Annotated in this window: 13 protein-coding genes; 4 read left to right on the top strand and 9 right to left on the bottom strand. The window is 54.7% G+C overall.

Annotation, left to right across the window (positions count from 1 at the left end):
* Positions 1-9: 9 nt before the first annotated feature.
* The 5 genes from ubiE to udp form a co-directional block, all read right to left on the bottom strand.
* A complete protein-coding gene (gene ubiE / locus O1V65_RS17520) occupies positions 10-783 on the bottom strand; it encodes a bifunctional demethylmenaquinone methyltransferase/2-methoxy-6-polyprenyl-1,4-benzoquinol methylase UbiE (protein ID WP_017492560.1) in 774 nt (257 codons plus the stop codon).
* Positions 784-920: 137 nt separating this feature from the next.
* The gene (gene rmuC, locus O1V65_RS17525; protein WP_017492561.1) at positions 921-2513 is read right to left on the bottom strand and encodes a DNA recombination protein RmuC; all 1593 of its coding nucleotides are present in this window, start codon (positions 2511-2513) and stop codon (positions 921-923) included.
* Positions 2514-2658: 145 nt separating this feature from the next.
* Positions 2659-3186 (bottom strand): DedA family protein, encoded by a 528-nt coding sequence (locus O1V65_RS17530; protein ID WP_084912520.1) that lies wholly within the window; start codon positions 3184-3186, stop codon positions 2659-2661.
* Positions 3187-3280: 94 nt separating this feature from the next.
* Positions 3281-4063, bottom strand: coding sequence for a tyrosine-protein phosphatase (locus O1V65_RS17535; RefSeq protein ID WP_084912519.1), 783 nt, complete (start codon positions 4061-4063; stop codon positions 3281-3283).
* Positions 4064-4204: 141 nt separating this feature from the next.
* Complete coding sequence (gene udp, locus O1V65_RS17540; protein ID WP_017492564.1) at positions 4205-4966, bottom strand: uridine phosphorylase; 762 nt, start codon at positions 4964-4966, stop codon at positions 4205-4207.
* A 385-nt stretch (positions 4967-5351) separates the two neighbouring features.
* Here udp and O1V65_RS17545 point away from each other — a divergent pair, with 385 nt between their 5' ends.
* On the top strand, positions 5352-6179 hold the full coding sequence (locus O1V65_RS17545; protein ID WP_017492565.1) for a dienelactone hydrolase family protein: 828 nt from the start codon (positions 5352-5354) through the stop codon (positions 6177-6179).
* Between the two features lie 117 nt (positions 6180-6296).
* Here O1V65_RS17545 and budC read toward each other — a convergent pair whose 3' ends face one another.
* Positions 6297-7061 carry a meso-2,3-butanediol dehydrogenase gene (gene budC, locus O1V65_RS17550; RefSeq protein WP_017492566.1) on the bottom strand — a complete coding sequence of 255 codons (765 nt, stop codon included), beginning with the start codon at positions 7059-7061 and terminating at the stop codon, positions 6297-6299.
* Between the two features lie 239 nt (positions 7062-7300).
* Positions 7301-9577, bottom strand: coding sequence for a 5-methyltetrahydropteroyltriglutamate--homocysteine S-methyltransferase (gene metE / locus O1V65_RS17555; RefSeq protein ID WP_269129903.1), 2277 nt, complete (start codon positions 9575-9577; stop codon positions 7301-7303).
* Positions 9578-9681: 104 nt separating this feature from the next.
* Between metE and metR the strand changes: the two genes are divergently transcribed.
* Positions 9682-10638 carry an HTH-type transcriptional regulator MetR gene (gene metR / locus O1V65_RS17560; RefSeq protein ID WP_192504315.1) on the top strand — a complete coding sequence of 319 codons (957 nt, stop codon included), beginning with the start codon at positions 9682-9684 and terminating at the stop codon, positions 10636-10638.
* Positions 10639-10640: 2 nt separating this feature from the next.
* Here metR and O1V65_RS17565 read toward each other — a convergent pair whose 3' ends face one another.
* Positions 10641-11873, bottom strand: coding sequence for an MFS transporter (locus O1V65_RS17565; RefSeq protein WP_269129904.1), 1233 nt, complete (start codon positions 11871-11873; stop codon positions 10641-10643).
* 135 nt (positions 11874-12008) lie between these two features.
* Between O1V65_RS17565 and O1V65_RS17570 the strand changes: the two genes are divergently transcribed.
* Positions 12009-12956, top strand: coding sequence for a LysR family transcriptional regulator (locus O1V65_RS17570; protein ID WP_017492570.1), 948 nt, complete (start codon positions 12009-12011; stop codon positions 12954-12956).
* A 36-nt stretch (positions 12957-12992) separates the two neighbouring features.
* On the top strand, positions 12993-13310 hold the full coding sequence (locus O1V65_RS17575; RefSeq protein WP_017492571.1) for a hypothetical protein: 318 nt from the start codon (positions 12993-12995) through the stop codon (positions 13308-13310).
* Between the two features lie 95 nt (positions 13311-13405).
* Here O1V65_RS17575 and ugpQ read toward each other — a convergent pair whose 3' ends face one another.
* The gene (gene ugpQ, locus O1V65_RS17580; RefSeq protein WP_017492572.1) at positions 13406-14149 is read right to left on the bottom strand and encodes a glycerophosphodiester phosphodiesterase; all 744 of its coding nucleotides are present in this window, start codon (positions 14147-14149) and stop codon (positions 13406-13408) included.
* Between the last annotated feature and the right edge of the window lie 2 nt (positions 14150-14151).

The following is a 14151-nucleotide window of genomic DNA, read 5'->3' on the forward strand; positions in this document are numbered from 1 at the left end:
ATTTCCATATCAGAACTTGAAACCTCGGTGCAGCGCAACGATGCCGCCGGTAAGGTTGTTATAAGTCACGTTCTCAAAGCCCGCGTCAGACATCATGTCTTTGAGGGTTTCCTGATCCGGATGCATACGGATAGATTCTGCCAGGTAGCGATAGCTCTCTGCGTCTTGCGCAACCAGCTCGCCGATTCTTGGCAAAATGTGGAATGAATAGGTGTCATAAGCCTTGCTCAGTGGAGCAAGAAGAGGCTTGGAGAATTCCAGCACCAGCAAACGACCGCCCGGCTTCAGCACGCGGAACATCGAGCGCAGCGCTTTCTCTTTTTCGGTCACGTTACGCAGGCCAAAGGAGATGGTAATGCAGTCGAAGTAATTGTCTGGGAAAGGCAGCGCTTCAGCGTTTGCCTGAACGTAGCTGACGTTGCCCACGATGCCGTTATTGCGCAGCTTCTCGCGGCCCATTTTCAGCATGGAATCGTTGATGTCTGCCAGCACGACTTCGCCCTGCTCGCCAACCAGACGGGAGAATTTGGCCGTCAGGTCACCGGTGCCGCCCGCCAGGTCCAAAACGCGCTGGCCGCGACGCACACCGCTACAGTCGATAGCATAACGCTTCCAGATACGATGAATACCGAATGACATCAGGTCATTCATCAGGTCATATTTCGCGGCCACAGAGTGAAAGACTTCAGCGACCATCTCTGCTTTGTTGTTTTTGGCTACGGTACGAAATCCAAAGTGTGTAGTTTCTGGAGAATCTACATTTTCCTGCGTCTGCTTTTCCATGTTTCTGCCTGCTTATTCAGTATATCGCCTGGGGAAAGTGTATCAGAACCCCGGGGAAAGCCCCATCACCGATGCGTTTAGCGCCGCACGCGGTGTTCAAGGCACGGAATTATTGTTCACTCTATGAGCAAAACAAATCAAAAATGTTTTGAGGACGCGGCCATCGCGTCGAGCGGCCGATGCGCATCGTCATCCGGCGGTGCGGTTTCGGTCGAAAGAGGCGAATTGTCTTCACCATCACGCGCGTCGTCCAGTTCTTCCAGAGAGGCCTGATATTGCGGGTCGTCTTCCGCGCTGGCCTGCTCGGCAAGCGAGGGACTGATAGGCCGTTTAACTTCGACACCTAAGGCCCTGAAGCCCTCAACCTGGCCGATAAGATTACCACGGCCTTGGGAAAGTTTGTTCATTGCGAGACGATAACTTGTCTGCGCCTTATCGAGGCTTTGCCCCATCGACTGCATGTCGTCAACGAAAAGACGCAGCTTGTCGTAGAGGCGTGCGGCGCGGTCGGCAATGCGCTTGGCGTTCTGGCTCTGATGCTCGTAGCGCCAAAGATTGCTGATGGTTCGCAGCGCCACCAACAGGGTCGTCGGGCTGACCAGCATGATATTGTGATTCAGTGCTTCACCGATCAGTTCCGGCTCGCGGTCGATAGCCACCAAAAAGGCCGGTTCGACGGGAATAAACATCAGCACATAATCGAGGCTACGCAGGCCCGGCAACTGCTGATAGTCTTTGCGGCCTAACATACGAATGTGGCCGCGGATCGAAGCAATATGCTCGCCCAGCGCGGATTCACGTTCGGCGTCGTCGTCGCCGTTGAAATAGCGTTCGTAGGCCACCAGAGACATCTTGGCATCAATGACCACGTCTTTACTCTGCGGCAGGCGCACCACCACGTCGGGCTGCATTCTGTTGTTATTTTCAGTCTGCACGCTGACCTGCGTTTGGTATTCATAGCCTTCGCGCAGCCCCGAAGCCTCGAGCACGCGACTCAGCACAACTTCACCCCAGTTGCCCTGCGTTTTGTTGTCGCCCTTCAACGCTTTAGTGAGGTTCAATGCCTCACGCGCCATCTGGGCGTTGAGCTGTTGCAGGCTGCGAATTTCATGGGTTAGCGTGTGACGCTCCCGCGCCTCCTGCCCAAAGCTGTCCTGCACCTGACGACGAAATCCGTCGAGCTGTTCGCGCAGCGGCAACAGCAGTTTGTCCAGGCTCTGCTTATTCTGCTCGTCGGCACGGCGTCCGGTCTGCTCGAAGATGCGGTTGGCGAGGTTTTCAAACTGGCTATTAAGACGCTGCTCACTGTTGATCAGCAGCCTTTGTTTCTCTTCGGCCGCCATGCGGGTTTCGTCGAGCCGGGTCGAGACTTCCCGCAGCTCGGCTTCCTGTGCGCTGTTTATTTCACGCTGAGCCCGCAGTTCTTGATTAAGCTGTTCGCATTCACTTTGCCAATGCGTCAGAAGCTGAAGTTTTTCGCTGCTGGCGGCCTGCGCACTGTAAAGCTTGCGCAGTTCTATCTCGCCTTCGCGCTGCTGCTGTTTTGCCAGCGCAATTTCACGCTGCAGGGCGTCTTTCTCGCTGGCCAGCTGCGTCTGTGACTGTTGCAGCAATCTGTAGCGCGTCTCGCTGTCGGCCTGCCGCTGCTGCTGACGTAAACTGGCAATCAACCAGCCCAGCAAAAGGCCGACCAAGGCCGCGCCTACCGCGTAAATAATGCTGATATCCACGGTTTTTCCTCTGTCTGAGTCTCTTGCAGGTCAAAATAAATGCATACTGTATGGATGTCCAGATGCTTTTGATTCTTACGTCGGTGCTTTGGGAGATGCCTCCCAGGAAGAAGGCAAGAAAGACGTTCTTTCATAACGCTGGCGGTCAGAAGAACTGGCCCAGCCATTTAATACCAAAGGCTCCGGGTGCGAGGATCCCGAACCCCCAGACCAACGCCGAGGTGAAATTCGCCAGCTGAAAATAGCGCTGTGGCATACCGCAAATTCCGGCAACCAGTGGTACAACCGCTCGCAGAGGACCAAAGAAACGGCCTATAAAGGCGCCAGGCATACCCCAGCGCTCGAAGAAGGCGTGGCCGCGTTCAAGCATTTGAGGGTGGCGTTTAAAAGGCCAGATATGCGGCACGCTGTCTCGATAATGCGAACCAATCCAGTAAGATAGCCAGTCACCAAAGAAGGCTCCGGCCGCCGCGCCGGCAAAAATCGGCCAGAAGGGGATCCCCGCCTCACCGATAAGCGCTCCCAGGCCAAGCAGGATAACCGTGGCCGGAAGCAGCAGAGACAGAAAAGCCAGTGACTCGCCAAAAGCCAGGAAAAATACGATAGGCACTGCCCAAGCCTGATGCTGACGGACAAATTCCGTCACGTAATGAATAACTTCGCTAATGCTCAAAATCACCGCCCGTGTTTTAAAAACGCTGTGCCGTTTTGTCTTGATGTCATTCCATTAAAAGTTATCCAATGACAACCGGAGCTTAACGGAAGGGCTATTCCAGATAACGCGCGCGCAGTTCTTCACGAACTTCGGCGGTTAAACCGTACTCTTTCTCCAGCCAGTTATCGAGCGTGTCATACTGCTCGGTAATGGCTTCCAACGCCGCATCAATGAAGCTTTCACGCACCGAAAGCACGTATTCGAACTTCTTCAGCGCAGAAGGCGGCAGATTGGTCGACAGTCGGTCGAGCAGCGCTTCACGGAAGGGTGCCAGCGTGGTGTCGGTCAGCAGGTAATCTTCTTTTACGGTGTCGATACTTGCACCCAGCGCCAGAAGCACCAGCGCAGAACCGATACCTGTCCGGTCTTTACCGACGGCACAGTGTTGCACGATAGCCCCACCGCCCGGCTGAAGCAGCAGGCTCACCAGCTTTTTATAGGCTTGGTTGTTAAACGGCAGGCGGCGATAAAGATCCAGCATGAAGGTCTGAGGATCAAACTCGGAGAGGGTCTCAAGGTTCAGGCCGACCAGATTAGCGCTGACCTCGTCGCTCGGCGGGTTCGCGGGGACGTGGTGATACTCGCATTCAGTCCAGAGAACGTCCGGTTGCGCCTCGACCTCTTCCTCATCACGGTAGTCCAGAACATGTTTGACCGGGACCTTGCTTAAATAGCCTATGTCTTGTTCTGTCAGGCCATCCAGGGCACCCGAGCGATAAAGCCAACCGTGTTTGACCCGACGGCCATCAGCGACAGTGTTGCCGCCCAGGTCACGGAAATTGACGCCGCCCTGTAAAAGAGCCAGTGAAGGGTGAAGTAAAATGGTTGCCGACATAAGGGCCTCTGAAAAATCTAATAGTGAATGTCATGACAATACCAGATAGCCGGCCCGAGATAAAAAAGGGCCGCCAATTGGCGACCCGTATTTTGCTATAACTCAGACTTTGATCATGAACAAATCAGGTCTTTCTCAGTATTAGATCAGACGACGAGCCGCCTCGACCACGATTTTCACCGCATGACTTTCTGTTTGCTTCATCGTTTCGGCGTTAGGAATTTCCTGCTGGGTGCGGTTGACGATAACTCCAGCGACCATCCCGGCACGCAGGCCCTGGCTCGCACACATGGTCAACAGCGTTGCCGATTCCATTTCGTAGTTCATCACGCCCATTTCCTGCCACTCTTTCATCGATTCTTTAAAACGACGAACCACGCGGCCCGAATAGGTATCGTAACGTTCCTGTCCTGGATAGAAGGTGTCGGAGGAGGCAGTCACACCGATATGCACGGTCGCGCCCACGGCTTTGGAAGCCTCGACCAGCGCGGTCGTACAGGTGAAATCGGCCACAGCAGGGAACTCCATTGGGGCAAAGTGTAGGCTGGCACCGTCGAGGCGCACAGCTGCCGTCGTGACCAATACGTCACCGACGTTGATATGGGGCTGAATAGCGCCGGTGGTGCCAATGCGCAGGAAGGTGCGAATGCCCAGCTGGGCCAACTCTTCCACTGCAATTGAAGTTGAAGGTCCTCCAATGCCGGTAGAGCAGACGATGACGGACTTGCCGTCCAGCTCCGCACGCCAAGACGTAAACTCACGATGTGACGCCAGACGAACCGGATTCTCCATCAGTCTCGCAATTTTCTCAACGCGCTCAGGGTCACCCGGAACAATGGCCAGCGTCGCCCCCTGCAGGCTACTTTTGGTCAGGCCAAGATGGAAAACGTCAGACTGAGACATAAATAAACTCCTTTTAATTCGGGTGATGTTTTATTCGGTCAAGCCGTTATTGATTCATAACGTTGCTGATGAAATACCTTGTCACTTTATCGTGCCTTGCCGCTTCATTTTGTGATTGAAATCGCTAAGTGGCATCTTTACGTTCATTTATTACATACAAAATGTGATTTACATCACAACAATCTAGTCATGAATGCGCATTTATGGCAATAAAACCCTGTTATCCGCATGACAATCAGATTAATTTTCGCTCAGCTAAGCATTTTTTACGCAAGGCTAAACGAGAGGACAGACTATGGTTGTTGATGTGCTGCCTTTATGGCTTATAGTTTAAAATCTAAAACTCTACGTGAAAACAAAGTGCTTACCCTGTATGGAGACTGCAATGAAGAAAGATGACTTAATACAACTAAAACAAGCACCTGACAGTTTCTCCCCTGCCGTTACGCCTGTATCTGCTTCGACTATTCACACGGATACTGAAGGCCTGCATGCGGGTGAGACCACTATCCCTTCTCAGGGAGAGAATCTGCCGGCCTATCTGGCCAGGCCCGCCGAATATACCGGTAAGCTGCCCATCGTTATCGTAGTACAGGAAATCTTCGGCGTTCACGAACATATTCGTGACCTGTGCCGTCGTCTGGCGAAAGAAGGCTACCTGGCGATCGCGCCTGAGCTTTATTTCCGCCAGGGCGATCCTTCTGAATATAGCGATATTGGCGAGCTGCTGAATAATCTGGTGAGTAAGGTTCCCGACCAGCAGGTACTGGCCGATCTGGACCACACCGCACACTGGGCGGCGCAGCACGGTGGCGATGCCAGTAAATTGGCCATTACCGGATTCTGCTGGGGCGGCCGTATTACCTGGCTCTACGCGGCACACAGCCCTCAGTTGAAGGCCGGCGTTGCCTGGTACGGTAAACTGGTCGGCAATAAAACGCTGTCGACGCCGACGCATCCGGTCGATGAGGCCGTTGACCTGACTGCGCCAGTGCTTGGCCTGTATGGCGGCAAGGATGACGGTATTCCGCTGGACACAGTTGAAAGCATGCGTCAGGCAATCCGCGCGGCGAATGCTAATGCGGAAATCGTGGTTTATCCTGATGCTGGCCACGCGTTCAACGCAGATTACCGCCCAAGCTATAACGCGGAAGCGGCGGAAGATGGCTGGCAGCGCATGTTGGCGTGGTTTGCCAAATACGGCGTGAAATAAGCCGTTTTTTCGCCATTTTTAAAAGACAAAATAAAGGCCCCGTCGGCAAACGCTAACGGGACCTTTTTCTTATCACTCATTGCTTAAAAGTCTGAGTATTCTCTGAGTTTATACGATTCAGGCCTGTTTGGGCTGACCGTTAGAGGCACTGAGACCGCCGTCAACCGGCAGGTTCACACCGGTCACGAATCGAGCGTCATCGCTGGCAAGGAAGGCAATCACCGAGGCAATTTCTTCCGGCTCTGCGCCGCGTCCCAGCGGAATACGTTCGGCGAACTTCGCCAATAAGACTTTGTTTTCTTTGATGTCACCGGCCATGTCGGTCAGCGTCAGGCTAGGGCAGACAGCATTGACACGAACGCCATCGGCACCGTGGTCTAACGCCAGAGAACGCGTGAAGTTGGTCACGGCACCTTTGGCGGCATTGTAGAAGCTCATCCCCCAGTCCCCACCAAGCCCCGAAACAGAAGACACGTTGACGATATTGCCTTTGCTTTTCTTCAGCGCCTCGATAAAGAAGCGAGTGGCATAGAACACGCCGCCGACATCGATATCAATAATCTTTTTCCAGTCTTCGATGCTGGCTTCGTTCACCTTGCCCTGCACCACAACACCGGCGTTGTTGACCAGCACGTCGACGCGTCCAAATTTGTCGAGCACAACCTGCGCCAACCTTTCGACCTCCTGCGGATTGGAGATATCGGCGACATGGACGTAGTAATTAGTGGTTTCGAGCGTGTTGGCCACTTTGGCCAGTTTGATTTCGGTACGCCCTACCAACACCACGATGGCCCCTTCAGCGGCAAAGCGCTGGGCGGTTGCGGCCCCCATGCCAGAACCCGCACCGGTGACCACCACGACTTTATCTTTAAATCGACTCATTTTTGTCTCCTTACGTCGTCAGAAAGTTAATCGAGAAAAGATTTCACTTCCTTAAGCCTAGCCAATAGACGAAAAGAGGGTCGCAATAAACGGCAATCCGCTGAACCAATTCAGCCTCAGGCGTGGCATGTTGCGGCTCGTGGGGCGGTGATAAAGAGGTTACAAAATACTAATGGCGAGGAAAGTGGCATAAAAAAAGGGCGCCGAAGCGCCCGGTATATTCACGCTGCGACCACAGCTTAAACGTTAGCGGCGCGCAGACGCTGCGCGGCTTTGACCATGTTTGCGAGCGATTCACGCGTTTCAGGCCAGCCGCGAGTCTTCAGACCACAGTCTGGATTAACCCATAGACGCTCAGCAGGAATGCGGTCTGCGGCCTTGCGCAACAGGTCTTCAATCCACTCAACGCTTGGCACGTTCGGGGAATGAATATCGTAAACTCCTGGTCCGATTTCGTTTGGATATTCGAATTCTTTAAACGATTCCAGCAGGTCCATGTCTGAACGAGAGGTTTCGATAGTAATGACGTCGGCATCCAGTGCCGCGATGGAGTCCATAATGTCGTTGAACTCGCAGTAACACATGTGCGTGTGAATTTGCGTGTCGTCTCGAGCAATCGCGGCATTCAGTTTGAAGGCGTCCACCGCCCAGCGCAGATAAGCCTGCCACTCGGACTGACGCAAAGGTAAACCTTCACGCAGCGCAGGTTCGTCGATTTGGATGATGCCAATACCGGCTTTTTCCAGGTCTTCCACTTCGTCACGCAGCGCCAGAGCAATCTGTTTGGCGATGGTTTCACGCGTCACGTCTTCACGCGGGAACGACCAGCACAGGATAGTCACAGGACCGGTCAACATGCCTTTAACCGGTTTTTCGGTCAGAGACTGTGCGTATATGGCCCACTCGACGGTGATCGCTTCTGGGCGGCTTACGTCGCCAATAATGACCGGGGGTTTAACGCAGCGAGAACCGTAGCTCTGCACCCAACCGTTTTGGGTGAACACAAAGCCGTCGAGGTGTTCGCCAAAATATTCGACCATGTCGTTACGTTCAGCTTCACCGTGCACCAGTACGTCGAGACCAAGGCGTTCCTGCTCGTTGATAGCCTGCTTAATGTGCTCGCTAATGCCAATACGGTAGTTTTTAAGGTCCAGGCGGCCCTGTTTAAAGTCCAGACGCAGGCCACGGATTTCGGTGGTTTGCGGGAATGAACCGATAGTAGTGGTCGGCCAGGCGGGCAGATTAAAGCGTGCACGCTGTGATTCTGCACGCTGTGGATAGGCGCTTGGACGGTCGACGTCCCGTGCGCTGATTGCCGCCAAACGCTTGCCTACGGCAGCATTATGTACGCGGGTAGAGTTTTTGCGCGCGCGGATTGGCGCGCTGTATTCGGCCAGCTTAGCCTGTGCTTCTGCGCTTGGGTTGTTCAGGGCATCGGTCAACAGCGCCAGCTCGGCACATTTTTGCAGTGCAAATGCGAACCAGCTCTTCACTTCTGCATCCAGACGCGTTTCAACGCTCAGATCGATAGGACTATGCAGCAGTGAACATGAGGTTCCTAGCCAGACGTTGCGACCAGCAACCAGCGGCTTTAGACGGTCGAACCAGGTGCTCAGATCGGCACGCCAAACGTTACGGCCGTTGATCACTCCCAGTGACAGCACCCAGTCTTTTGGCAGCGCATTGGCAACCGCGTTCAGAGAGTCGTGACCGGCAACGGCGTCGATATGCAGCCCCTGCACCGGCAGCTGGCGGAGGGTCTCAAGATTGTGTCCGATGCTGTCGAAATAGGTGGTCAGCAATAGCTTAGTTTTACCCTGAAGCGCGGCATAGGCCGGTCTGTAGGCATCCAGCCACGCCTGCGGCAGTTCGAGAACCAGAGCCGGCTCATCAATCTGCACCCATTCAATACCGCGTTTAGCCAGTTCAGCCAAAACCTGCTGATAAACAGGCAGAATATCATCGAGCAGCGACAGACGGTCAAACTGTTCACCCTTTACTTTTCCCAGCCACAGGTAGGTCAATGGCCCCAGCAGCACCGGTTTAACCTTGTGACCCAGCGCCAGCGCTTCGTCAACTTCGTCAAGCAGCTGAGTCCAGATCATTTTGAACCGCTGACCCTGAGTGAACTCAGGCACCATGTAGTGGTAGTTGGTGTTGAACCATTTGGTCATTTCGGCAGCGGCGGCAGGTTTGCCGGTCGGTGCCCGGCCACGACCCAGGCGAAACAGAGTATCGAGATCGACTGAACCATCATCATTCTGGTGACGCGCCGGAACGTTACCCAGCAGCAGGCTGGTGGTAAGAACGTGATCGTACCAGGCAAAATCGCCAACCGGCAGCAGATCCACGCCAGCTTGCTGTTGCTGCTGCCAATGTCGGGCGCGCAGCTCGCGGCCCGTTGCCAGCAGTTCTTCTTGAGTCATGTTGCCAGCCCAGTAGCTTTCCTGCGCTTTTTTCAGTTCACGACGCAAACCAACGCGTGGAAAACCCAGAGTGTGATTCAATATCGTCATCTTTAAGTCCCCATTTAGCCATCCAGATGTTTACACATCCATAATCCGCAGGTACTGTATATTCCACAAGCGCAAATTATTCACAGTGACAGTGAAGGACTCTCATGATCGAACTGAAACACCTGCGGACGCTGCAAGCTCTGCGAAATACCGGCTCTCTTGCCGCCGCAGCGGCACAGCTACACCAGACCCAATCTGCCCTGTCGCATCAATTTAGCGACCTTGAGCAGCGTCTCGGTTTCAGACTATTTGTGCGTAAAAGCCAGCCGCTGCGTTTTACGCCGCAGGGTGAAATCATGCTGCAGTTGGCGGAACAGGTACTGCCGCAGATTCAGCAGGCGTTACAGGCCTGCCACGAACCGCAACAGGCTACTCTGCGCATCGCGATTGAATGCCACAGCTGCATTCAGTGGCTGACGCCCGCGCTCGACACCTTCCACCAGAGCTGGCCACAGGTGCTGATGGACTTTAAGTCTGGCGTGACCTTCGACCCACAGCCCGCCCTGCAACAGGGTGAGCTGGACATCGTGCTGACCTCCGACATTCTGCCGCGCAGCGGCCTGCACTATTCGCCGATGTTTGATTATGAAGTACGTCTGGTATTAGCACCGGACCATCCTTTGGCGAACAAAGACGTCATTACACCGGAGGATTTGAGCAGCGAGATCCTGATGATTTATCCGGTTCAGCGTCAGCGCCTGGATATCTGGCGTCATTTCCTGCAACCGGCGGGCGTCAGTCCAGCGCTGAAAAACGTGGATAACACCCTGCTGCTCATCCAGATGGTGTCGGCGCGCATGGGGATTGCTGCACTGCCGCACTGGGTAGTAGAAAGCTTTGAGAAACAAGGGCTGGTGGTCACCAAAACCTTGGGTGATGGCCTTTGGAGCCGCCTCTACGCTGCCGTTCGCGACGGAGAACAGCGCCAGGCGGTGACCGAGGCGTTTATCCGCTCGGCACGCCAGCACGCCTACGATCACCTGCCTTTTGTGCGCGATGCCTCACGCCCCAACGGCGCGGCGTCACCGCTAAAAACGCTTTCCCTGCCGCCAGAGGCTTGAGGTTAATCACGCTGCTGTTTACGCCTTGCGGTGACGACGCTCAGCGCCACAATGCCCACGGCGGCTAGGGTAGCGGCGAGGAGCGTGAAGCTCATCGTGAAACCTTTTATATCAATCAGATAACCTGTCGCAACAGGCAGTAAGCCCGCCGGAATATAGGCGCCAATATTGAGCAACGCATTGGCTTCTGCACGGCGGTCAGCGGAGATATTCACCGACAGCAGCGTGAGTCCTCCGAGTTGCCCGAGACCCTGCGCAGCCCCGGCAGCCAGCGCGGCGAGGAAGAGGGCTATCTCGCCTCCCCCATGGAGCGCCAGAACGAGACACAGCATCGTAATCATCAGTGCCGTCCCACTGAAATAGAACACGCGGGTCGTTGGCAATTGGCGGCACAGCAGTTGGCTTCCCACCGCGACCATAAACATCACGCAGGCCATAACCCCCGCCACCACCGGGCTTCCCGCACCCGAAAAATGATTCAGCAATACGGGCCCCAGTGACAGCATCAGCGAGGTTGAGGTCAGCCCCGGCGCGAAGAACAGTACGCCCAAAATCAGATGAAAAATATGCTTCGACGCAATCGACGGCAGGCGCAGCGGACGCGGCGTTTCATTTAAGCGTTTCACTTTGGCCGGCAAACGTATTGCGATAGCTATCGCGCTTAGCTGTACCAACAGTTCGATGGCAAACACGATAAATACCGGATGCGGCAGGAAGCGTACTACCGCGCCGCTCATCACCGGCCCCAGCCCTGCGCCGGTTACCATGGCAATCGATGCCACCAGCGCGGCCTGCCGCTTACGGCTTTCTCCTCCGGCGTCCACCACCGCAGCCATACTCGCCGTCACGGTAATGCCCACCGCAACTCCGGTCAGGAAACGCGCGACCAGCAGCGCATAGACCGATCCCGCATCAATAAAACACACACAGGCCAGTACCGAAGCCATGAGTCCCGGCAGGATAATCTTCTTCCTGCCCAGCCGGTCCGCGAGTTGCCCGGCGACCAGCAGGGTTATCACCAGCGCCAAAATATAACAGGCAAAAATCAGAGTCAGCGTGCCGGAAGTAAAATCAAACTGCTTTTTCCAATGGATATACAGTGGCGTAGGCGCGTTAGACAGCATAAATACTGCGACGACTATCCACGCGGTTTGTAAAATTCGCCACGGCGACGCGGCTTGGGCGGGCATTTTTAACCTGTTAATACTGTTTTCAGAAGGTAAAGACTGCGACATCGATTTTTCCTGTAGTGAAAGCGCTGAAGATGGCTATCAGCGTGACACGCAGGATAAAGAACATCGCATATAAGAAAAATAGGCTAAAATTCCAAACATATCGGACAAAAAACTCCTTAATGACGAGATTTCACCATGAGCAAGCTGAGCGGTATCGAAATATTTGTGCAGGTCGCTGAGACGCGAAGCTTCTCTGAAACCGCCAAACAGCTGGGCGTTTCCTCTTCGGCGGTGGGTAAAAGCATTGCTCGCCTCGAGTCACGTCTTTCAGCACAGCTGTTTTATCGCAGCACCCGTAGTATGACCTTGACCACCGAGGGCGCACAGTACCTCGAACGCTGCCGCCGCATTCTGGCCGAGGTTGAAAGCGCGGAGCTTGAACTGATGGAAAGCCACCTTGCGCCGCAGGGTCAACTGAAAATCAGCCTGCCGTTTGTCGACGTCATCGTGCTGCCGCTGGTCGGCGGATTTATGCAGCGTTATCCGCAAATTACGCTCGATATCGATATGACCGACCGCATGGTCGATATCATCGAAGAGGGTTTTGACGCGGTTATCCGTACCGGTACTCCGGTAGATTCACGGCTCAAGTCGCGCTTTCTCGGCGGCTATCAGCGTGTCATCGTAGCTTCGCCGGACTATCTTGCCCAGCGCGGAACCCCGCGCCATACGTCAGATTTGGCGCAGCATGCCTGCCTGCTGCATAAATACCCCAGCACCGGACGCATCGAGCAGTGGACCGGCGTGCCTGACGCCTCGGAGCTGCCCGCCGCGATGGTATGCAACACCAACCGGGTCATTATCGACGCCACGTTGAAAGGTTTGGGAATAGCCTGTCTGCCGGAATACCAGGCGCGCAGCCTCTTGCAGGAGGGGAAATTGACGCAGGTTCTGCCTCACCTGCCCGCGGCCGAAAATGGTTACTGGGCTCTGTGGCCGGTGAGTAAACACGTCACCCCCAAATTACGGGCATTTATCGACTATCTGGCGGCGTATTTCGCCGAAAACCCGCTAAACGCGCAGCCTGGAGTGGCGATTCAGGGCGTATCCGAAAATTGCTCTACCGGTCTGCCGATGGAGTAAACTTAAGAGAAGAAATAACCTGCAGGAGTATCGACCATGAAAGGCTTTCATCAAGTTCTGAGCGCTCTGTTACTGTCGGCGATGACCACGGGCGCGCTCGCCGCCGTCACCCAGACGCCTATCGAAAGGCAACAACAGTTGCTGAATAATCCTGCCCAGCAGAGGATGCAGCAGCAGATGTTGAATAATCAGCAGCTGCACCAACGTCAGCTTGAGCAGGATCAGATGTTCACCCAGCAGCAACAACAGCTGCAGCTGCGCTCCCAGACGCTAAACGATCAGCAGCGTTTGCAGCAAAGCCAGATAAATAATAATCAACAGCGGCTACAGCAGAAACTGAATCAGACCCCATAGCCCTTGGCGCAAATCTAAAGCAATTAACAAGTCCCCTGATGTTAAATTTGACACTCAATTTGATACCAAGGGACTTGTTCACCCACTAAATAGACTTAACTGCCAAAGTCCGGACCGATGAGGTCGATGCGGTCGGTACAGATGCAATCCACTCCCCAGCCGAGCAGCAGACATGCTCTTTCAGGGCTGTTGACGGTGTAAACCAGAATACGCAGACCGGCCTGTTTTAGGCTCTGAACACGTTCTTCAGTCAACTCTTTGTGGTTGATATGCAATGAGACACAGCCCAGGCGGGTGGTCAACGCCTGCCAGTTTTCGTCCCACTTGTCTAACAGCAAACCGCGCGGCAGTTCTGGTACGGCTGCCTGTGCGGCTTCGAGCGAAGGCACATCGAACGAGGAAAGCAGAGGTTGAACCGCCTGCCCATGCCAAAGCTCGCGTGCCGCCTGTGCCACCTTCTCTCCGGTCTCATACGCCAGGCCGGTCGTGCCCTTAATCTCGATATTTGCCATCATGCCGTATTTGGCACAGCGGGCCGCCACCTCAGACAACAGCGGCAATTTCTCGCCGCTAAAGTGGGTGCTATACCAGCTACCGGCATCAAGCTGCACCAGCTTGTCCCAGGCTAACTCCCCCGCCACGCCCCAGCCATTGCTGGTTCGGTTTAGCGTGTCGTCATGCAGCAGAAAGATTTCCCCCCCCTGCGCCAGCTTGACGTCGAACTCAATCATGCGGTGACCAAGGCGCGCGCCAGTATCAATTGCAGCAAGGGTATTTTCAGGCGCCAATGAACCGCCGCCGCGATGGGCCACGATCTTTGGATAAGGCCATACTGTCATGT

It is taken from the genome of Rouxiella badensis, from assembly GCF_026967515.2.
Lineage (GTDB): Bacteria > Pseudomonadota > Gammaproteobacteria > Enterobacterales > Enterobacteriaceae > Rouxiella > Rouxiella badensis.